We start from the raw sequence: 19,955 nt of genomic DNA, 5'->3' as shown, positions 1-19,955 counted from the left end.
CTTGACGCAGGTCTGTATCGCGCACTGGGCGGCCCTCTGTCACGGTCCTGCCGGCTTTGGTCTGCGCATCGGTGTCCGGGCCCTGTGGGCGGGCGGCATGTGATCGCACGGCGGTGTCCGGTCCGGGCAGCGTGGGCGGGACGCGATGGTCTGCCGCCAGATCGGGGCAGACCCGTGGTCGGGGTCATGGCCGGGCCGACCATGACCCCGACCACGGACTTTGTGTCCCCATCGTGACCATGGTCGGGGGTTCATGGTCGGTGGTCGGGTCGGGGGCGAGGGGTTTTCTCAAGGTCAGCAACTACACGTCCTGACCTGGGAGTTTGACCATGTCCCCTGGCAAGCAGGCCTCACAGAGCGAGGCCGCTGCACCGATGGCGGCCGGCGCCCGGCTGGAGGCGATGCGCCGCCGCGTACGCCTCTCACGCGTGGCGGTCTGGACCGTCATCGCGGCCGGCCCCATCGCCCTGTGCGTCGCCGTCGCCTCCACCCCGACCACGGTCGCGGCAGCCCCCGCGGCCAAGCCCACCGCCGTGCGCACCGCGACATCCGCCACCGACCCGCGCGGCTATGCGCAGGTGTTCGTGGGCGCGTGGTTGCGCAGCAGCGCGAACGACGAGTCGACTGCGCAGGCGCGGCTTGCGCACGCGATGGCGCCGGACGTCGAGCTGCCCGACCTGGCCGCCGATGCGCAGTCGGCGCCTCAGTCGGTGACGGCGGTGCGCAGTGCGCAGCGCAGCACCAGCGCGTGGTCGGTGACGGTGGCTGCGCAGTACGCAGGCGGGTCGGTGCGGTACTACGCCGTGCCGGTGGCCTCCGACAGCACGGGCTCCTCGTTCACGGTGACCGGTGCGCCCAGCGTGGTGGCCGGCCCGGCCCGGGCCGAGGTGCCGAAGTCGTCTTTCGGCGTGAGCGTCCCGGAGGGGGATCTATCGTCCGCGGTCGGGCAGTTCCTCGCCGCGTACCTGACGGGTGCCGGGGAGGTCGACCGCTACCTCGCGCCTGGCGTGAGGCTCACCGCCGTCTCCCCTGCCCCGTACTCGGCGGTGGCCGTCCAGGAGGTGTCCGCTGTCGAGGAGGACGCGGCCGCCCAGCATGTGCCGGCGGACGGCACGGAGGTGCGGGTGCTCGCCTCGGTGGAAGCGCGGGACGCGACCGGCCGGTGGCCGCTGGCGTATGAGCTCACGCTCAAGGCCCGCTCTGGCCGGTGGGAAGTCGCGGCGCTGCAGTCCGGCACGGCTCAGGACGGGGGTGCCCGATGAACGCCGTGCACAGCTTCATGCTCGCCGGGCAGTTGAACGACCTCGGCACGTCGTGGATCAACATGTTCAAGGACTGGGCGACCAAGGGCCTGCAGGCGGGTCTGATCTGCCTCGTCGTCGTGATCATGATTCAGAAGTTCAGCATCAAGGCCGGGATCGGCGCCTTGCTGCTGATGATCGCTGCGCTCGGGCTCTACAACTCCCGCGACGATCTCGCGAACATGTTCACCGACGAGGTGAAGAACCCGGCCAAGGGCGCACCCGCCGTCCCGGGCATCGTGCAGTCCCACCTCCCCGTATCCCGTGACCACTCGCCGGGCGCCGGAGGCCAGCTGTGAGCGCGGCCGCCGCGGCACGGATGGGCCGCTTCTACACCTCCGCCCGCCGCCACCCCTGGGTGCTGGGCAAGGTCGCTGACTGGAAGATCCCCCTCGGCCCCTTCACGCCCGCGCAGATCGCTCTCGCCGTCGGAGGCGGCTTCCTGCTGATCAAAACGATCAGCTGGTGGTCGTGGATGTTCCCCCTGCCCATCGTCGCGTGGGTGCTGGCCATCTGGGCGGTGCGCCGGCCGAAGATCCGTGGCCGGGCCCCGATGCAGGCCGCGTTGGGCTGGGTGCTGCTGGGCTGGCAGCCCCGCGGAGGGCGGATCGGCGGGCGGGCCGCCCGCGACCGCGCCCCCCAGGCGCTGCTCGGTGGCTTCACCATCGAGGACGCACCCGCGTGCCCGGTCGCGCCGTTGCGTCCGGGTCAGCGGCCTTCTGAGCGGGCGCAGCGCCCGGGCCCGGCCACAGTCCGCTCGTCCACGCCCCGCCGCACGCAGCCGGTTGCTGCTGCGGTGGCCGCGGGTCCGGTGTCGGGTGTGCAGCAGCTGCTCGCGCTCGCCCAGCAGGGGGGTGCGCGATGAGGGTTCCGATCCGTCACATCGCCGGGCACCTGGTGTGGTCGACACAGGGCAGCGTGTGGGCCGTTTACCGGCTGCATCCCGGCCCCGACGCGCAGGGCCGGCGTGAGGAGACCGTCCAGGGCACGTACGTGCCGGCGGCGGTCCGCGACGAACAGCTCGCCAAGATCACCCATCTGGTGCGGTCGCTGTCCGGGGCGCCCCGGCTGTTCGGCCTGTGCGCGCAGGTCGACCCGGGTGAGATCGCCCTGAAGATGATCGAGGGCATCGAGCCGGCCGAGCAGACACCCGGTGCGGGCCGGCACCCGTGGGTGGAGAACGTCGAGGCCACCCTGGATCTGCTGGACGACCAGGAGATGCACCGCCGCACCCTGTGGCTGGCCGTGCCCCTGCAGACCGAGAACGCCGGCCTGCAGGTAGCGGCCACGCTCGGTGCGGCATGGGCGGAGCTCGCGCCGATGCTGGGCATGCCCCCGGCGCCCGTGGCACGGCGTGAGATGAGCGCGTACCGCGAGCAGGCCTCCCGGGTGGAGGCCGCGCTCGCCGGCGGCATCGCCTTCCGTCCGGCCCGCCCGGCGGAGATCGTCTGGATGATCCAGCACGCCCTCCACCGCGGCCTGGCCGAGCCACTGCTCACCGAGGCCGAGACCAGCGGCCTGTACGGCGGGCAGATCCGTGACGGCGTGCTGCGCTCCCCCAGCTACGCCGACCTCGGCCAGGTCCGCCTGCAGGAAGGCGGCATAGATCCCGACCTCGACGACGTCGACGAGCTCAAGAGCGCCGGCCAGCTCACGCGGTCGGGCCGCAAGGCCTGGTGGCGAGTGAATACCGCCTCGCCGCTCGGCCGGCGCTGGCTGCAGGTCGAGTCCGACGCCGGGGTGGGCTACCAGGCGCAGCTGGTGCTGGCGGAGTGCCCGCCCGCCGTCAGCCAGGACGCTGCTGATCTGTTCGCCCAGCTGGAGATGCTCGACTTTCCCGTCGACTACACCGTCGACCTCACCCTCGTGAGCGCGGAGAAGGCTCGCGACCAGGTGCGCCGCAAGAAGAACGAGCTGATCGACCAGGCCGACCAGTACGACGCCCGCCCGACCGGTATGCCGGCCTCGCTGACCGAGGCTGCCCGGGACCTGGGCGAGCTGGATGCCCGCCTGTCCCGCACCTCGGTGGAGGTTGAGGTGCAGTCGGTGACCGTGCTGACGGTGTGGGGGCCGACCGCGGCCGTCTGTGACGCGCGGGCGCGGGCCCTGGCCGCGCTGCTGGCGGGTGCCGACTACCGCGCCGTGCGCCCGGCCGGCCTGCAAGAAGCCCTGTTCACCCTGGGCCTGCCCGGCACCGTCCGCCCGGGTGTGGTGCGGGAGTTCACCCAGCACCAGGTCAGCGAGGACTGGGCTCTGTCCGGGGCCTTCACCGCGGCCGAGGTCGGCGACCCGAACGGGATGTTCCTCGGTATCGACCTGGACTGCGGCACCACCCGCCCCGTGATGATCAACGTGGCCGATGCGCCCAAGGTCGACGCGTCCGCCTCGATGGGCATTGTCGGGGATCTCGGCGCGGGCAAGAGCGTGCTGCAGAAGCTGATCGCGGAGGCGGTGTGGGCGCGTGGCGGCTGCGCGATCTGCATCGACCGTACCCCGGTCCGCGAGTGGGCGACCTTCGCGCGCACCGCGGCCAAGGGCCGTGTCCAGGTCATCGACGCCGCCCAGGCCGAAGTGTCCATTGACCCCCTGCGGATGTTCGCCGGACCCGAGGGCCGCCACTACGCCTTGTCCTACCTCACCCTGCAGCTCGGCATCGGCCCGATGAGCACCAGCGGCGAGGTCCTCCACCACGCGGTCGAGCAGGCCGCCGCCAGCGATCAGCCGTCCATGCACCGCGTCCTTGAGGTCCTCGAGGAAATGGCCACGCGTGAGGCGGGCAAGCGGCAGGACGCGGCTGCGACCCTCGCCGGTCTCATCCGGGTCGTCGCCACCAACTCCTTGGCCCGGATGGTCTTCGACCCGACGTTGCCGCCTGTGCGGCTGGACGCGTCCAGCGCCTCCGACATGATCGTGATCACCACCACGGGTCTGAAGCTGCCCCCGAAGGCCGCGTTCGCCAACCCAGAGATCCTGCATCAGCAGCCGCTGGAGGCGTTGATCGGCCGCGCGGTGCTCTACCTGATCGCCGCGATCGCCCGGCAGACCGCGTTCGAGGACCCCGAGCGGTTCACCGCCGTGGTGCTGGACGAGCTGTACTGGCTCACCAGCTCGGCCGAGGGCACCGCACTGGTCCACGAGATCCTCCACGACGGCCGCAAGCACGGCGCCGGGCTCATCGCCGGATCTCACGACGCCAACGAACTGGGCCCGGACCGCGGGCTGATGGCCTACCGGGCACTGGCCCGCACCGCCGACCGCGAACGCGCCCGCCGCGGCCTTGAGTTCATCGGCCTCGACCCGAACGACGGCGAGCTGGTGCGGCTGGTGACCACCGGCCTGTCCCCGGTCGGCCACAGGGGCAGGGAGGGCGAGTTCCTGCTGACCTGCCCCCGGCAGAACACCGGCCGCATCAAGGTCTCCATCCCCCGCATCGCGCGCATCACCGCCTCCATCACCACCACGCCCGGACGCCGCCCAGGCACCACCTCGCCCCCCTTTCCTGAACCGCTCGCCGGCGAGGCCGCCAAGGCACGTCCGAAGGAGCACGCCTGATGACCACATCTTCCTGGGACCGCTCCCGAAGCGTCGCCGCAGCCGCGAGCGTCCTCACCGTGATCACCGTTGTCGCCGGTGCGGTCATCCTCGCGCTCGGGGTAGGGGTGCCGGACACGTGGTGGCCGCACACCGGACAGGCCTTCGCCGCCGACACCCACACCGCGCAACAGGACCCCTGCGCCCGGATCATCGGGCCTGCCAAGGCCTACTGCAAGCGGGGCGCCACGACCACCGCGGCTGCCAAGCGGGACGTGGCCGGTGGAGTGTGGAGGCTGGCGACGGCCGGCGCGGGTGTGGCTGCCCTGGTGGTGTGGCGGCAGCGGTCGACCGCTGGACAAAGGCGGCACTGACGTGTTCCGTCCAGACCGCGCGACCCTGCGTTCCGCCGGCTTCGTCGTGCTGCTCACCGGAGTGTTCCTCCTGGTGAACACCCAGGTCGTGTACGCGGCCAGCAGCAACAGCGAGACCGGGGACCTGCTCGCCCCGCTGAACATCACCTCCTCCGAGGGGGTGCCGATCGACGGCTACGACCTGAACGCTTCAGGTGGATCCATCGTCGCCTTCAAGACGCAGGCCCTGGCCTTCGCCCTGTCGGGCCTGTTCACCCTGATCCGGCTCCTGGTCGGGCTGGCGGGGTGGGCGATCGAGGTCGCCTTCCGGTTCCCGCTGCTGAACATCCTCGCCCGGCCCGCGCAGAAGGTCGCCGACACCTACGACACCATGGTGGTCGACACCCTCGGACTGAAAGGCCTGCTGCTGGCCTGGGCGTTCGTCTTCGCCGGATTCATGATCGTGCGCGGGCGGGTCGGCCGCGGCCTGGGCGAAATCTTCCTCACCCTGCTCATCGGGGCGATCGCCGCCTCAGCTCTCATCCGCCCCGACACCCTGCTCGGCCCTGACGGCCCGTTGGGACAGTCCCAGCACGTAGCCGCCGAGGTCGCCCAGCGAAGCGTGAACTCCTACGACTGGGGCGGCAAGCTCGCCAGCAAAGCTCCCTGTGACGGCATGGCCGGCCAGCAGGAAACCAAGTGCATGGAGCTCGATGGAAAAGGGCCCGTCTCTGCTCAGGAGGTGGCCCGCCCCCTTCAGGATTCGATCACCAACGCTCTCGTCGTGAAGCCCTACATGCTGCTGCAGTACGGGCGCATCCTCGACCCGGCCAAGGAATCCGACCGCACAGCGTATGCCGTCCACCTCAAATGGATCACCGGCGGATACAAGGCCGGCAACGTCAAGGTCTCAGAGCACGGCAAGGACGTCTGCCGCAAGATCCGCGGCCCGGGAAGGAAGTACTGCGAGCGCGGCTTCCAGGAAGGCGTGCCCATCGGCAAGGACACCGAGGACGGTCTGCCGGCTCTCACCCCAGGCGGGGAACTCCTCGACTCTTCGAATGCGATCGTCACGGACGAGGACCGTGAGTTCGCCGCCTTCCTCGCGGACATGAAGCGGGCGGGTGATGTCGGCAAGTCCTGCGCCGCCTACGCCGAGAAGCCCACCTGGTGGCGAGTCGGCGGCGCCGCCCTGCTGCTGATCGCCGCCCTGTTCATCTGCGGCATGCTCCTGTCCAGCGCCATCGTTCTGCTCGGCACCCAGGGTGTCTGCGCGGCCGCGGCGGCCGCCGGCGGCGTCACGTTCATCGCGGGCATGCTGCCGGGGCCCGCGCGGCAGAGCGTGTGGAAGTGGCTGTCCCTGTGGGGCATCGCGGTCCTGGCCGTCGTCGGGGTCTGCGCGTTCATCCCGTTCTTCGGCATCGCTGTCGACGCCACCATCACCAACGGTCCCCAGCTGATGGTGGAGCGGATCCTGCTCATCGACGTCCTCGCCATCGCCGGTGCGGCCGGGCACCGCAGACTCCTGACCTCCATCACCTCCTTCGGCCGGCGCATGGCCATGCGGATGCGGTACGCCAAGGTCGGCGGCACCCACATGCCGGGCGACACCTCCGAACTCGGCGCCGCGCTCGCCATGAACTCCCCTGCGGGCGGATACGGCGGAGGATTGCGCGCCTTCACTGGGGGTGGTGGCGGCCGGTTCGGGATGCTCGGCACCCGCCAGCGGTTGATGGGCGTCCTGACCTCCTTGTTCGACGGTGCGGGCATGCCGGTGGACACCGGCGGGATCCTGGCCGATGCCACCGCTGAAGCCCGGCGTGGTCTGGCGCCGCTCACCGCAGGGGCGGCCGTGGGTGGGATGGGCGCCCGCCTGGGCGGGAAGGGCGCGCACTGGCTGCTCATCGGCCGCCGCCCGGACAAGGAGCAGTTGGCCAAGTGGCGCAAGCCCACCGCCGACGGGGACCCGGGCGCGGGCGGCCCGCCGGACGGCGGGAACGGCGGCTCCGGTGGCACGGGGCCGCGCCAGCCCTCCGGGCCGCCCGACCGGTACCGCAACGAACAGGGGCAGGTCGTCGACCGGAACACCGGTCAGGTGCTCCACGACCAGAACAGCGACCGCACGCTGCTGTCGACGCGGGCCCACAACCGGCTGGTGCGCTTTAGGGGTTACCGGATCCTGCACCGCGGCGGCCGGGCCGCATACGGGGCCACGGTCGGCCTGCCAGCCAACGTGCGACGCGCCCGGTCGGGGGGCTCGCGCTACTCCCAGGACGTCCGCCAGCAGGTGCGGGTGTGGGGCAACACCGTGCGTGAGGACGGCCGTGCCTGGACCGACACGGGACGGCACGTCTCCCGCGTCATGCGGGAGCAGACCGACGACCACGGCGGAACCGGTCCCTTTGCCAGCCGCCGCCTGCCCACCGCAGCCACTCCGGCAGCGCCTCCCCGCCCGGCCACACCTGCCCGGCCTGCGCCGTCCGGTCGTCCTGCGGGGCGGCCGGCCTCCGGCCCGACGCGGCCGGCCGCGCCTGCGGGCGGTCCGCCGGCAACGCCGGACCCGGCACCGTCCCCGCGCCGGGACGGCGCTGCGCCGCGGCCTCGCGCCGACCTCGGCGGTCCGGTTCTTCCCGGAGGCGGGGGTGCCCGCAACCACACGCGCGACGAAGCGCGGGCCCGGATGCAGGAGCTGATGCGCAGGACCGCCCCCGAGGCCGAACGCCTGCGCCAGGAGCGGTCTCGGCGGCGGCCCGAGGACGGTGAGGACGAGTGAGATTGCCGGGACGCCGTGTGAGGCGGTGGGGGTGCATGGCGGGTCTGCTGATGTTCGCCGCCGTGTGCTGTGCCGCACCGGTAGGGAACGCGATCAGCGCGTACGTCGCGCTGCAGGCGGGCGCACAGGGCGACGGCGGAATCGCCGAAGGCGGCAGCGCCGCGGACATTCCCGCTCGGATACTGATCGCCTACAAGAAGGCCGTCCAGCAGGTCGGCACGTACGCGCCGAAATGCCGCGGCATGCGGTGGCCGATCCTCGCCGGGATCGCCAAGGTCGAGTCCAACCACGCCGCCGGACGCACCATCGCCGACAACGGCGACATCCGCCCGAAGATCTACGGGGTGCTCCTCAACGGCTCCGGCCAGGGCGGCAACACCACCGTCTTCCCCGACACCGACGGCGGCAAGTGGGACGGCACCGCGAACGGGGAGCGTGCAGTGGGCCCTTTCCAGTTCCTGCCCTCCACCTGGGAGGGAATCGGCAAGGACGCAGGCGGCGATCGTGTCGCCGACCCGCACAACGCCGACGACGCCGCCCTCGGCGCCGCGATCTACCTGTGCGGAGGCGGCCGTGACCTGACGCAGCGATCGCAGCTGAAGGCCGCGATCTTGCAGTACAACCACTCCGAGGAGTACGTGGCGAACGTGCTGGGGTGGATCGACCAGTACACGGCAGCCGCCGCCAAGGGCCCCGACCTGAAGAACGTCTCCGGGACCGTGCGCACCGTCATCGATACCGCGCTCTCCCAGCGGGGCGTGCCCTACTCGTGGGGCGGCGGCAGTACGAGCGGCCCGTCGTACGGGATCTGCTGCTCACCCAGCGGCAAGACCGGCACGACGATCAAGGGCTTCGACTGCTCGGGGCTGACCATCTACGCCTACGCCCAGGCCGGCATCAGCCTGCCGCGCACCGCATCCGCGCAGGCCGGTCGTGGCCGGCGGATCCCCGCCAGCCTCGGCACAGGCGCCCTCAAGCCCGGCGACCTCGTCTTCTACGCCTACGCGCCCGGACGCGATTCCACGATCTATCACGTCGGCATTTACCTCGGCAGCGGCCAAATGATCAACGCCCCTCGCCCTGGCACCGTCGTCCGGATGGACTCGGTCAACGCCATGTCCGGCTACGCGGGGGGAGCGCGGCTGCTGTGACCACGACCCCGCGCTCTCCGCGTCTGCTGGTGCTGAGCACCGTCATCCTGGCCGTTTTCGGTGGCGTCTCCCTGCTGGGCTTGCCGAATAGCCAGCGGCAGCCGGTCCCGACGACGGCCGCACCCGCAGCCACGGATCCGTCAACAGCTGCTCTGCCTCCCACCAGCCAGCCGGACGTCGCCACGCCGCCTCCCCCGGCATCAGCACCATCCTCCACATCGACGCCGTCGGCCACCGAGCCCCCGCTTCCGCCCCACGGCGAGGGGCCGGCCGGCGATGGGGCCATCCAGCACTCCCTTGAGACGGCCTGGCCCCCCGACCTTCCCGCAGACGACGAACGGCAGCTCCTCACCGCGGGCCGCGCGCTGCTGCGCGCGGACGCCACCGGCGTCGGCCGCGGGAACTGGCCGCAGGTGTTCCCCGCCTACAACCAGGCGGTGGCGCCGGCGTTCGCCACTGCGCGTTTCCGCATCCAGGCTGCCATCGCCCGCCGAGATGGCAGCCCGGACAAGGCGGTGGTCCATCTGGTCTGGGCCGGCACGGACCGCGGCGGCACCTTCACCGACCTCCGCATCACCGACTGGCACTTCACCCGCACCAACGCACTGAAGGGGGCCACGTGGACTCCGCAGACCCGTTTCTGACTAGCCAGATCTCCGCATCGGCATCCGGCCAGGGACTCGGGCTCGTCTTGAGCATCGTTCACAGCATCGCCTGGCTGATCACCTACTGGTGGATGGTGGCCCTGGCCGCCGTGGCGGTCTGGGCCACGGGCGAGGCAGCAGTGCGTCACCTGGCGCGGAAAGCCTCGGCCGAACGGATGGCGCTTGAGCTCGTACCGTCGCGGCACTTTGACCCTGGCCTGGAGGAGATCTTCCGCCGGGGTGTGCAACTCGCCCGGGCATCGACGAGCATGCCGTGGTGGGCGCCGCGCCGGTCGAAGACCGTGCAGATCAGGTTGCGCGCCGATGGCTCCAGCCCGCTGCGCTACCGCATCGAAGGCCCGGCCGGCGGCGAACGCCTGCTGTCAATCACGCCCTTCGGTCCGGCCGTCACCGTGAACCGGGCCCGTCCCCTCATCGACCGGCCCCGTGACCACGTAGTGCGGGCGGAGTTCATCCTGCGCGGCAAGCCGACCGCACCCCTGCGTGAGGTTCCGCTGGACCCCGACCCGTTGCAGCCGCTGATCGACGCCGTCTCGGACCTCCGTGCCGAGCTGGGGGACCTCGCCGAGATCCGGCTCGACATCCAGCGCGCCCCCAAATGGGCACTGCGGGCGCGTCGTCTGCAGCTGATGGGCGACGCGCGACGCGCGGAGCGGCGCGAGGCCCAGCGGGCCGCCCGGTGGGTGCGGCAGGACGCCACCGGCATCGAGGACTCGCTCACCTGGCAGCTGCAGCAACTGGTAGCCGGCAAGCAGGGCGGAGGCGGGCGCCGGCTGGTCATGCCGCCCGTCCCGCGCCGGGTTGACCCGGAGGAGGCGCTGGGCAAGCTCGCCGAGGACGACCACTTGGTCCGAGTGCAGCTGCTGGTGATGTGTGCGTCGAACACCGAGGGCCGCGCCGAGGCCCGGCTCGCCCAGATCCAGGCCGCCCTGGATGTGTTCGGCGGGGGCTCGCGCTGGGCGATGCGCGGCTGGAGGGTGGGCCCCTGGCGGTTCGGGGCGGACCGCTGGCCCAGCCGCCGCAGCTTCGAACGCCGCTGGACTCTGGGGCACTCCCAGCCGCCCCGTCCGAACTGGGTCCGCCTGGAAGAGCTGACCGGCCTGCTCAAGCCGCCTACGACGCACTGCCGTCTGCCTCTGCTCGCCGGCGACCTGCCGACGTTCGAGCATGGCAATCCCGAGCTGTTGCTGCAGGGGATCTACCGCGGCCCGGACGGCCGTCGGCGCCTGGTCGCCACCTACGCCAAGGAGACGCTGTTCGAGGTCGGTGTGGGCAAGACGGGCGGCGGCAAGACGGAGCGCGCCCTCGCCCAGGCGATCGGCTGGGCGCATGCCGGCGGCGGGCTGATGTTCGTCGACCCGCACCGCGACTCGTGGCCGCGCGCCCTGCCGTTCCTCGCCCACGACCACCTGATGCCGCGGATCGCGCTGATCGACCTCAACGCCAGCGGGCCTGCTTCGCAGCTCAGTTGCTGGAACCCGATCGGTATGCACCAAGGCCAGGTCGCGCACGAGGTCGTCGAGGCGACCGCCGACGCCTACGCGTCGGTGCTCGGCTGGGACGACGCCACCGCTCCCCGCGCGCTGACCATCTTCACCGCCGCCTTGGCGGTGCTGGTGGCCGTCAACGAGACCGCCTGCCGGGCCGGGCGGCCGCAGGACCAGGCCACGATCTTTCACGTGCGGTCCCTGCTGACCGACCCCGTCTTCCGCACGACGGCGCTCGCCGCGGTCGAAGGGCGCCTGGACGAGGAGACCCGCTCCTGGTGGCAGACCGTGTTTCCCACGCTGCCCACCGACGCGTTCGCCGTCGTCCTCAATCCGATCGCCCGTCTGGCCGCGAACCCCGTCACCCGCGCCTTCCTCGGGCAGCCGGCCGGTATCTACAACATTCGGGACGCGATGGACTCCCGGATGATCGTGTGGGTGTGCCCGGGCGGGAACGGGCCCACCCACCGGCTGATCACCGCGCTGCTCGCCCGGGACCTGCTGCGCGCCGTGCGCTCGCGCCGCGACACCCCCGAAGCCCAACGGGTACCGTTCCGCCCGTACTTCGACGAGCTGATCACCCTCACCGGCGCGGCCCCAGAAACGATCGCCGCGATGTTCGAGGACTTCCGCAAGTACAAGGTGCACGTCCACGGCATGACCCAGCTGCTGGCCCGCCTTCCCATCCCGGTGCGACTGTCGCTGGTGCAGAACGCCTCCACCCTGGCCTCGACCGCGGGGTCGCAGTCCGCCATCGCCCCGATCACAGCCGAGTGGGGTGACCGTCCCACTCCGGACGTCGTTGCCGCTCTGGACCGCTTCGAGCACTACATGTCGCTGACCGTCGAAGGCCGCCGTGTCGGGCCTGTCCGGATCACCGGCCCGCATCTGGACGACGTGTTCGCCGACTACGCCCGCCCGGGCCAGGCCAGGGCGCTGGAACGCGCCGCCCGGGCTACAGCGGGCGCCGGCCCGCTGGAGGCGCTCACCGCCAGGGCCGAAGCCCAGCTCACCCGCGTAAGCACCTTCCTCGCCCAGCACTCCTCCGCCGCCCAGCCGGCCGTCCATCTGCAGAAGAAGAGGAACTACAAGTGACCACCGCCTTCGAGACAACACCGTCCACCCGTACGCCCAGCCCCATCGAGCCGCTGCCGCATCAGCTCCTGGCCGTGCTCGGCCAGCACCGGATGGCAACCACTAGCCAGCTCCACCAACTGCTGCGGCCCGGCGCCGCGAGGCAGACCATCTCCGCGCCGCTCAACAAGCTGCGCCGCGACCACCTGGTGGACTACACCGTGCTGCCGCAGTCCAACCGGTCCCGCGCCTGGTACCTCGCCAGCGAGGGCGTACGGCTGACCAAGGACTTCCCCGCCCTGCGCGGACGCCCCGCATACCCGATCAACTCGGCCACCGCGGCCTCGCTGAAGACGCCGCACACCCTGACCGTTGTCCGCACCCACCTCGCGTTCGTCACCGACGCCCGCCGCCGCGGCGACGAGCACGGCCACCTGGACTGGACACCGGAGGTCTCCCACCCCCTCAGCGACGGCGAGCGGATCATCACGGACGCGGTCATGCACTACACCCTCGTCGAAAGCGAGGAGCGCACCAAGCTGCGAGCCTTCGTCGAGGTCGACCGGGCAACCATGGGCAGCGAGCGGCTCGCCTCCAAGCTGATCGAGTACGCGCGGCTGTGGTCATACGAGCCGCAGCCCGTCGGCCGGCCACGCTCACGCCAGCCCGCCAACCCCGGGGCGGTGTGGCTGCGCTGGTACCCCGTGTTCCCCCGCGTGTTGTTCGTACTGACCGGGGCCTCCCGGTACGCCCTGGACAACCGCATCAGTGACCTGCAGGCCATGGTGACGGAGCACCCGCTCGTGGGCACGCTGGCCCGGCACGTGCCGATGGGCGCGGCAATCCTGGAAGACCTCGAGGACCCGGGGCCCACCGCTGACGTCTGGGTGCCTTTGACCGGCGGCGAAGGGCGGCGCTCGTGGACAGAGCTGTGACAGTCGGTAGGTGCAACGGTGAACTTTCTAGCCGCACGGCGGGCCGTATCGGGTCTGGCGTACGCGAGTGCACACGACCATAAATCGATGTTCCGCTCCGGAAGTGACCGGATACGTCCAGAGATGCACAGAGCAAGTGCCCTATCGGGTTGGGAACTTGGCTGGGATTTGCGTAACCTGGCGACTACACATAGCGCATCAGTGCAGCTCGGCCAGGGGTGGCGCGGCGAAGGAAGCACTCGTCGGGCCAGCCCCGATCCGAAGCGCTGAACGGGGAGGACATGTGACAAGCCAACACCGGACCGTCCATCGTGCTGTTCGCATCCGAAATCTCTTCGCCGCTTTCATGCTGCTGGGTGCAGCGGTCGCCACCGCCGCCTGTGATTCCGCCTCGGACGATGGGCAAGCCTCCGCACAGAAGTCGTCCTCTGCCTCATCCGCGCCGACGCCGACCCCTGCAACGTCTTCCGCGGATCCGGAAAGCACAGAGAAGACGGCCGTGTTGGCGGCCTATTCGCACATGTGGGAAGAGCAGGTGAAGGCCTACAAGAAGGCGGATGCCACAGGTACTAATTTGGAGAAGTACGCAACGCTCGACGCCCTTGGCCAGTTCCGCAACGATCTGGCGCGGATGAGGCAGGCCGGCACCGTGGCTCGGGGCGAGCTGACGCACAGCGACACCAAGGTGACGAGCATCGACCTCAGGGCGAAGACGCCGAAGGCCTCCCTGTCTGACTGCATGGACATCTCCAAGTGGCAGACCTACAGCGCGAAGAAGAAGCAAGTGCTTCCGCTTCCCAGCAATCAGCCGTTACGGTATGTCGCCACGGCTAAGGCTGAACGGTGGAACGGGCAGTGGCTCGTGACCGTGTTCACCACTCACGGGAATGAGAAGTGCTGACGCGAGCCGCGGCACCCGCCATGCTGCTGCTTACTGCAGCGACTTCGGCGGCCTTCGCAGCGGGCGGTCCTGGGGCGGTCAGCGCAGGCATTTGCGATGGCGCGCCGCTGACGGTCACGGTCTGTGCGGAGCAAGGAGGCAACGGCCCCAGTGCGGGCGGCTCTGGAGGCGGTGGGTCAAGCGGCGGGTCAGGCTCGACCGGCAGCACACACGCCGGCGACTCGGACGCTCCCCAGTGCACTTACAGGAAGCTTGATCCTCAGCCACCCGCGGAGAATCTCGCCTGGGGCACGCACAAACCCGGTGACGGTCAGGGCGCCCTCTATGGGGTGAACTGCCCTGCCACTGGCCGGGTCGGTGTCGTTTGGATGGCGAACGGCAACGCTCCGGCCGCTCCGCAGATCGATCCCGCCGTCCTCGCTCAGCGTGCGGTGGACTCGATGACGCTCCTCGGCCCGGACATCGCGAGCCCCCGCGCCGCTGGTCGGTACACGGTCGGTGTGCCGATGTGGATGTGGGTGAACCAGAGCGCCACCACGTACGGGCCGAACTCGGCATCAGCGTCAGCGGGTGGCGTGACGGTTACGGCAACAGCGAAGGTTTCAAAGATCGTTTGGCAGATGGGTGACGGCTCCACGGTGACGTGCACGGGCCCCGGCACGCCCTACAAGGGTTCCGTGGGCATGGCCGAGTCACCGACGTGCGGCCACATCTACTCCAGGAGCACAGCCGGCGTATCGGGCGGCAAGTATCGGGTCACCGCCACCTCGACATGGACGGTGAACTGGGAGGGCGGCGGTGAGGCGGGCCAGCTCAGCGAGGTCCGGCAATCCAACGTGCAGGTGGCGGTCGGCGAAGTGCAGGTCGTCAGGTAGCCGCCGGAGGGAAGAAGAGTGAGCAAGATTAAGGAACGCGCAGGCGCGGCGACCGCGAACACCGTGCCCGCGCAGGGTCAGTTAGCAGGTCCGGTGGCTCCGCCGCGGGTATCGGCCCGCAGGCGCCGACCGGGCGTCATCGCCCTGTCGCTGGCGCTTATCGCGGCTGGGGGAGCGGGGGTTGCGGTCCTCCTTTTGCAGGTCGGCAACCGGACGCAGGTGGTGACCGTGGTGCGCGATGTCCAGGTCGGGCAGGTCCTGACCGAGCAGGACCTGGGCAAGGCGTCCGTTGCTCTGGATCCGGCGGTGAAGGCCGTGCGTGCAGATGACCTGGATTCCGTGGTGGGCAAGCGGGCCGCGGTAGAGCTGAAGCCCGGCTCTTTGTTGTCGCCGTCGCAGGTGACCAAGGATTCGCTGGTCAAGGCGGGCGAACAACTGGTGCCGATCGGGCTGAAGCCCGAGCAGGTTCCCGCCAGCGCCCTGGTTCCGGGGCAGAAAGTCCAGCTGGTGCACGTGCCCGCGCAGGGAACGGGAGACTCAGGCCAGGTGGACAAGCAGTCCAGCATCCCGCAGGAGACCATCGCGGGCCGTGTGGTGAAGGCATCCCAGGCGGCGCCGGGCACGGGTGTCGTGGTCGTCGACGTGGCCACCGCCGCTACCGACGGCCCGAAGGCGGCTGCGTGGTTGTCGGCCGGCACCCTGCGCCTGGTCCTCGACGCTCCGGACGGCAAGTGATGAGTGTGATCGCGCTGGCCGGGTGCCGCGGCGCGCCCGGCGTGACCACCAGCGCTCTGGCTCTGCTGCTGGCCTGGCCGCTGGAGCCGGGACGCAAGATGATCCTCGCCGAGTGCGATCCGGACGGCGGTGCCGTGCTGCACGGCCTGCTGCAGGGATCGCTCGGGGATCGATACGGGCTGCGCAACCTCTCCATTGCGGCGCGCAAGAACGAGTTCGGCGACGCGTTCTGGCGACAGCTGATCGACCTGAGCAGTGAGGACGGCACGAAGGATTCGCCACGCGATCGGCTGTTGCTGCCTGGAATCGCCGATCCCGCCGAGGCAGCGGGGCTCGGGCCGGTGTGGAAGGCGCTTGCTTCGATGTTTCGGGGCATCGAGGCGGACTACGGCCACGACGTCCTGATCGACCTCGGCCGTAGCGGAGGCGTGGGCCCGTCGGCTGTGCTGGCCGAGCAGGCGGACGCGGTGTTCGTCGTGGTGCGGAACACGCTGCGTTGTCTGCATGCTGCCCAGGCTCGCGTCCGCGTTCTGCGGGAGCATGTCGGTGAGGTGGGCCTGGTGATGATCGAGGAAGGCCCCTACGCCGCCGGCGAAGTGCAGCGTGTGCTGCAGGTCCCGGTGGTGGCCACCTTGCCGTGCGTGCCCAAGGACGCCGCGGTGCTGTCCGACGGCGCGGAGCAGCCGCGCAGCTTCACCAAGTCCGCGTTGATGAAGGCGGCGCGTGCGGCCAGTTCATCGCTCGGGCAGAGAGCGGCCCTGCGCCGCTCCCGCTTGGCCCCGCGCCTGCCGGCTTCCGGGGAGGTGACGCATGCTGCGCGGTAGACCTCTGCATGCAGATCCGACGGTGGCGCCGCCGCCTGGACCGCCGCGGCAGGCACGACCTCAGGGCCCCAGCATGCCTGCGGGTTCGGTTTCGAGCGCCCAGTCCCTCGGGACGCCCGTGCCCCGGGTGGTGGTGGACTACAAGGTGGCCCGCCACATCGCCACCCAAGTCGCCCGGCAGCGCGAAGAACTGCTGAAGACCACGCCAGAGGTCGACCGCGCCACCGAGGAGCAGCACTGCCTGCGCTGGATCAACGATGCGGTTGCGCTGTGGGCCCATGCCCAGGGTGCGGAGCGCGGGGTGAGCACCACTGCGCAGGAAGAGGATGCCCTGCGCCGGGCGGTGTACGACCTGCTCTACCGGGCCGGCCGCCTGCAGCCGTACCTGGATGACGAGCGCGTCGAGGACATCTTCATCCAGGGGCCGGATGAGGTGTGGCTCGATTACGGTGACGGCGAGCGGAAGATGGTCGGCCCCATCGCGGACTCCGAGGACGAGCTGCTGGAGCTTCTTCGCGAGCTGGCGCGGGACTCGGGCCTGAGTGAGCGCACCATCTCCACCGCCAACCCGACCCTGGCGTTGTCGCTGAAGGACGGCTCCCGTCTGCAGGCCATCACGGGGCTCGGCCCGAAGACTTATGCCGTCATCCGCCGCCACCGGGTCTCTCACGCGGATCTGGACGACCTGGTGAGGCTGGGCACCATCGACCCGATCCTCAGGGACTTCCTGGGCGCGTGCGTGAGGGCCGAGAAGAACGTGATGATCGCGGGCAAGCAGAAGGCCGGGAAGACCACGCTGCTGCGGGCGATGCTGAAGGAGTTCGACCCGGAGTGCCGCTTCGCCACGATCCAGACCGAGGACGAACTGTTCGCCCACACCAACGGATACCACCGCCAGGTGGTCTCGTTGGTGGCGCGCGAGTCCAACGGAGAGAAGGACGCCGCCGGCCGCGGCGCGGGTGAGGTGACGCTGCTGGACCTGATGCATCCGGCTCTGCGGATGTCGCTGGAGCGGATCGTCGTCGGTGAGGTCCGCGGCCCTGAGGTCGTGGCGATGATGCAGGCCCTGACGAACGGCGCCGGCGGTAACCTGTGCACCATTCACGCCCGGCGCCCGGACATCGTCTTCGACCGGATCGCCGAACTGTATGCGCTGGCGCAGGAGAACCTGTCCGAGCAGCTCGCCTACCGGCAGATCGCCAACGGGTTGGACTTCATCGTCTACGTCTCCATGACCGACGAGACCCAGATCGGCGGCCGCCGCCACCGCTACGTCTCCCACGTCCTCGAGGTCACCGGCATCGGCGAGTCCGGCCGGCCGGCCACCAACGCCGTCTTCGCCCCCGGCCTGGACGTCGGGGAGGTGCGGGCAGTGCCTCAGATGGACCCTGCCTGTATCGACGACCTGCGCCGTGTCGGCTTCGACTCCAGCCTGCTGCAGCACCGCCAGGGGCTGTGGAAACAGCCCCTGCCGCTCCTCGTGGAGGTGAGCCGATGACCCTGTTGCTGGCCCTGCTGAGTGGCATGGCTGTCATGGCTGGCCTGATCGGCGTGGTGATCGGAGTCGTCGGGACGGCCGCGCCGCGTCGAGCTTCGCTGGTGCGGCGATGGCAGACCCGCAGCGCCGGCCGGGCCCGGAGCGAGGATGTCCGGCTGCGGCGAGAGGCGCTGACGGTAGGGGCGGTCGTGGTGTTCGTGGGGGTGTGGCTGGCGTCGGGGAACTTCGTGGGCGGCGCCTTGCTGGGGGCGGCCGTCGTCGGTGTGCCCTGGCTGATCACACCCGGGCAGGTCGCGGCCGGACGCATCAATCAGCTGGAGGCGCTCAGCGAGTGGACGCAGCGGCTCGCCGGGCTGCTGAGGCTGGGCATGGGCCTGGAACAGGCGATGATCACAAGCCGTAAGAGTGCCCCTGATGCGCTTGCGCAGCAGATCGCCGGCCTGTCGGAGCGGCTCCGTCTGGGATGGCGGCCCGAGGAGGCGCTACGCGCCTTTGCTGATGAACTGGACGACGTCACCGCCGACAAGGTCACAGCCGCGCTGATCCTTTCCGTCAACGACCGCGGACCGGGGCTGGCGCAGGCGCTGGAGGACCTGTCCGGAACCGTGCGCGAGGAGGTCGCCAAGAAGCGCGGCATCGAGGCAGACCGGGCCAAGCCACGCACCACGGTGCGGTGGATGACCATCATCACCCTCGGCGTGGTGGTGGCCGGGTTCTTCGTGCCGTCCTACACCAGGCCGTACTCCACGCTTCTCGGGCAGCTCGTGCTGGGCTTCCTGACCGCCGGGTTCGTCGCCGCGCTCGCCCTGATGCGGCAGCTGGGGGTCTTTCGCCGCATCCCGCGCTTCTTGATCGCCGACGCCCGCAGTGCCGTCCGACTGTCCGAGCCTGTGACACCTGCGGCAGAGACGAGCCTTCCAGAGCGCGAGGCGGAAGGAGCCATGTCGTGAACCTGTTGCCCGCCGTGCTCACCGGGGGAACGGTCGGCGCCGGTGTCGCCCTGCTGGTACGCGAGATGCTGCGCCCCCAGCCCGCACTCGGGCCAGCCCTCGAGCGGACGCCTCCAGGCGGTTTGACCATGCCGGAGCCGGAGCTGAATCGCGACGAGGTGTGGGGCCGGTGGCTGCTGAGCCGGCTGGAGCGCCTGCCCGGTGTGCATGTGCCCACGACGAACCTCGCCCTTCTCGGCCAGGGCCCGGGCCAGTTCATGCTGAAAAAAGTCGCGCTCGCCGCGCTCGGCCTGCTCTGCCCGGTGCTGGTGACCATCCCATGGATCATCGCGGGGATCTCCCTGCCCTTCTACGTGCCCGCCGTGGTCGGGTTCGTGGTCGCGGGGCTTCTGTTCATCACCCCCGACCTCGCGGTGCGCGACCAGGCCAAGCGCGCCCGGGAGGAGTTCGCCCACGCCCTGGTCGCCTACCTCGACCTGGTGGCTCTCAAGCGGGCCGCGGACGCCGGCCCCACCGAAGCTTTGGAGAAGGCGGCCGCAGTCGGCCGCGGCTGGCCGTTTCTGTACCTGCAGGGAGCCCTGCGGCGGGCCCGGCTGGAGAAGATCCCGCCGTATCAGGCCTTGAGCGAGCTCGCCGCCCAGTACGAGCTTCCCGCGCTGGACGATGTCGCGGACATCATGCGCGGCTCGGCCACCGACGGCGCCGCCGTCTACAAAGCCCTGCGGGCCCGCACCGCCGCGCTGAGCTCCGAGTTGCTCGCAGATCAGGCGGCCGAGGCCAACACCGCAAGCGAGAAGATGACCGCCCCCGGCGCCCTGCTGGCCGTGCTGGTCATGCTGCTGATGGCCTTCCCAGCAGTGATCCGCATGCTCACCGTCTAAACCACGCAACGACTTGCTCAA

17 protein-coding genes are annotated in these 19,955 nt (G+C 70.5%); all 17 read left to right on the top strand.

Annotated features, from left to right (window positions below):
* Window positions 1-329: 329 nt before the first annotated feature.
* Entirely contained in the window at window positions 330-1,262 is a 933-nt protein-coding gene (locus ACZ67Q_RS36355; protein ID WP_471190919.1) for a conjugal transfer protein, read from the top strand.
* Complete coding sequence (locus ACZ67Q_RS36350; protein ID WP_471190917.1) at window positions 1,259-1,600, top strand: hypothetical protein; 342 nt, start codon at window positions 1,259-1,261, stop codon at window positions 1,598-1,600. The genes ACZ67Q_RS36355 and ACZ67Q_RS36350 overlap by 4 nt, the downstream gene beginning before the upstream one ends.
* Window positions 1,597-2,166, top strand: coding sequence for a hypothetical protein (locus ACZ67Q_RS36345; RefSeq protein ID WP_471190915.1), 570 nt, complete (start codon window positions 1,597-1,599; stop codon window positions 2,164-2,166). The genes ACZ67Q_RS36350 and ACZ67Q_RS36345 overlap by 4 nt, the downstream gene beginning before the upstream one ends.
* Window positions 2,163-4,853 (top strand): ATP-binding protein, encoded by a 2,691-nt coding sequence (locus ACZ67Q_RS36340; RefSeq protein WP_471190913.1) that lies wholly within the window; start codon window positions 2,163-2,165, stop codon window positions 4,851-4,853. Before ACZ67Q_RS36345 ends, ACZ67Q_RS36340 begins: the two co-directional genes overlap by 4 nt.
* Window positions 4,853-5,206, top strand: coding sequence for a hypothetical protein (locus ACZ67Q_RS36335; RefSeq protein ID WP_471190911.1), 354 nt, complete (start codon window positions 4,853-4,855; stop codon window positions 5,204-5,206). The genes ACZ67Q_RS36340 and ACZ67Q_RS36335 overlap by 1 nt, the downstream gene beginning before the upstream one ends.
* A gap of 1 nt (window position 5,207) precedes the next feature.
* The gene (locus ACZ67Q_RS36330; RefSeq protein ID WP_471190909.1) at window positions 5,208-7,958 is read left to right on the top strand and encodes a hypothetical protein; all 2,751 of its coding nucleotides are present in this window, start codon (window positions 5,208-5,210) and stop codon (window positions 7,956-7,958) included.
* A 35-nt stretch (window positions 7,959-7,993) separates the two neighbouring features.
* On the top strand, window positions 7,994-9,109 hold the full coding sequence (locus ACZ67Q_RS36325) for a C40 family peptidase (RefSeq protein WP_471190907.1): 1,116 nt from the start codon (window positions 7,994-7,996) through the stop codon (window positions 9,107-9,109).
* Window positions 9,106-9,753, top strand: coding sequence for a hypothetical protein (locus ACZ67Q_RS36320; RefSeq protein WP_471190905.1), 648 nt, complete (start codon window positions 9,106-9,108; stop codon window positions 9,751-9,753). The genes ACZ67Q_RS36325 and ACZ67Q_RS36320 overlap by 4 nt, the downstream gene beginning before the upstream one ends.
* Before the next feature lie 92 nt (window positions 9,754-9,845).
* Window positions 9,846-12,356 (top strand): ATP/GTP-binding protein, encoded by a 2,511-nt coding sequence (locus ACZ67Q_RS36315; protein ID WP_471190983.1) that lies wholly within the window; start codon window positions 9,846-9,848, stop codon window positions 12,354-12,356.
* Window positions 12,353-13,270 carry a replication-relaxation family protein gene (locus ACZ67Q_RS36310; protein WP_471190902.1) on the top strand — a complete coding sequence of 306 codons (918 nt, stop codon included), beginning with the start codon at window positions 12,353-12,355 and terminating at the stop codon, window positions 13,268-13,270. Before ACZ67Q_RS36315 ends, ACZ67Q_RS36310 begins: the two co-directional genes overlap by 4 nt.
* Before the next feature lie 283 nt (window positions 13,271-13,553).
* Window positions 13,554-14,171 carry a hypothetical protein gene (locus ACZ67Q_RS36305; protein ID WP_471190900.1) on the top strand — a complete coding sequence of 206 codons (618 nt, stop codon included), beginning with the start codon at window positions 13,554-13,556 and terminating at the stop codon, window positions 14,169-14,171.
* 368 nt (window positions 14,172-14,539) lie between these two features.
* Window positions 14,540-15,046, top strand: a complete 507-nt coding sequence (locus ACZ67Q_RS36300) for an ATP/GTP-binding protein (RefSeq protein WP_471190898.1) — start codon at window positions 14,540-14,542, stop codon at window positions 15,044-15,046.
* An 18-nt stretch (window positions 15,047-15,064) separates the two neighbouring features.
* The gene (locus ACZ67Q_RS36295) at window positions 15,065-15,781 is read left to right on the top strand and encodes an SAF domain-containing protein (RefSeq protein ID WP_471190896.1); all 717 of its coding nucleotides are present in this window, start codon (window positions 15,065-15,067) and stop codon (window positions 15,779-15,781) included.
* Window positions 15,781-16,605, top strand: coding sequence for a hypothetical protein (locus ACZ67Q_RS36290; RefSeq protein WP_471190894.1), 825 nt, complete (start codon window positions 15,781-15,783; stop codon window positions 16,603-16,605). Before ACZ67Q_RS36295 ends, ACZ67Q_RS36290 begins: the two co-directional genes overlap by 1 nt.
* Entirely contained in the window at window positions 16,592-18,103 is a 1,512-nt protein-coding gene (locus tag ACZ67Q_RS36285; protein ID WP_471190892.1) for a CpaF family protein, read from the top strand. The genes ACZ67Q_RS36290 and ACZ67Q_RS36285 overlap by 14 nt, the downstream gene beginning before the upstream one ends.
* On the top strand, window positions 18,100-19,053 hold the full coding sequence (locus ACZ67Q_RS36280) for a type II secretion system F family protein (RefSeq protein ID WP_471190890.1): 954 nt from the start codon (window positions 18,100-18,102) through the stop codon (window positions 19,051-19,053). The genes ACZ67Q_RS36285 and ACZ67Q_RS36280 overlap by 4 nt, the downstream gene beginning before the upstream one ends.
* Window positions 19,050-19,934 (top strand): type II secretion system F family protein, encoded by an 885-nt coding sequence (locus ACZ67Q_RS36275; RefSeq protein ID WP_471190888.1) that lies wholly within the window; start codon window positions 19,050-19,052, stop codon window positions 19,932-19,934. The genes ACZ67Q_RS36280 and ACZ67Q_RS36275 overlap by 4 nt, the downstream gene beginning before the upstream one ends.
* Window positions 19,935-19,955 lie beyond the last annotated feature (21 nt).

Source organism: Streptomyces sp. NPDC036813, from assembly GCF_055609245.1.
Note: the sequence above shows the minus strand (reverse complement) of the source record. Positions and strands in the feature narration are given on the sequence as shown.

Excerpts from the sequence above, each read along its gene's own strand:
- ACZ67Q_RS36355 (WP_471190919.1), top strand. The coding sequence starts at position 330 with ATGTCCCCTGGCAAGCAGGCCTCACAGAGCGAGGCCGCTGCACCGATG.
- ACZ67Q_RS36350 (WP_471190917.1), top strand. The coding sequence starts at position 1,259 with ATGAACGCCGTGCACAGCTTCATGCTCGCCGGGCAGTTGAACGACCTC.
- ACZ67Q_RS36340 (WP_471190913.1), top strand. The coding sequence starts at position 2,163 with ATGAGGGTTCCGATCCGTCACATCGCCGGGCACCTGGTGTGGTCGACA.
- ACZ67Q_RS36335 (WP_471190911.1), top strand. The coding sequence starts at position 4,853 with ATGACCACATCTTCCTGGGACCGCTCCCGAAGCGTCGCCGCAGCCGCG.
- ACZ67Q_RS36325 (WP_471190907.1), top strand. The coding sequence starts at position 7,994 with ATGGCGGGTCTGCTGATGTTCGCCGCCGTGTGCTGTGCCGCACCGGTA.
- ACZ67Q_RS36315 (WP_471190983.1), top strand. The coding sequence starts at position 9,846 with ATGGTGGCCCTGGCCGCCGTGGCGGTCTGGGCCACGGGCGAGGCAGCA.
- ACZ67Q_RS36300 (WP_471190898.1), top strand. The coding sequence starts at position 14,540 with ATGGCGAACGGCAACGCTCCGGCCGCTCCGCAGATCGATCCCGCCGTC.
- ACZ67Q_RS36290 (WP_471190894.1), top strand. The coding sequence starts at position 15,781 with ATGAGTGTGATCGCGCTGGCCGGGTGCCGCGGCGCGCCCGGCGTGACC.
- ACZ67Q_RS36285 (WP_471190892.1), top strand. The coding sequence starts at position 16,592 with ATGCTGCGCGGTAGACCTCTGCATGCAGATCCGACGGTGGCGCCGCCG.
- ACZ67Q_RS36280 (WP_471190890.1), top strand. The coding sequence starts at position 18,100 with ATGACCCTGTTGCTGGCCCTGCTGAGTGGCATGGCTGTCATGGCTGGC.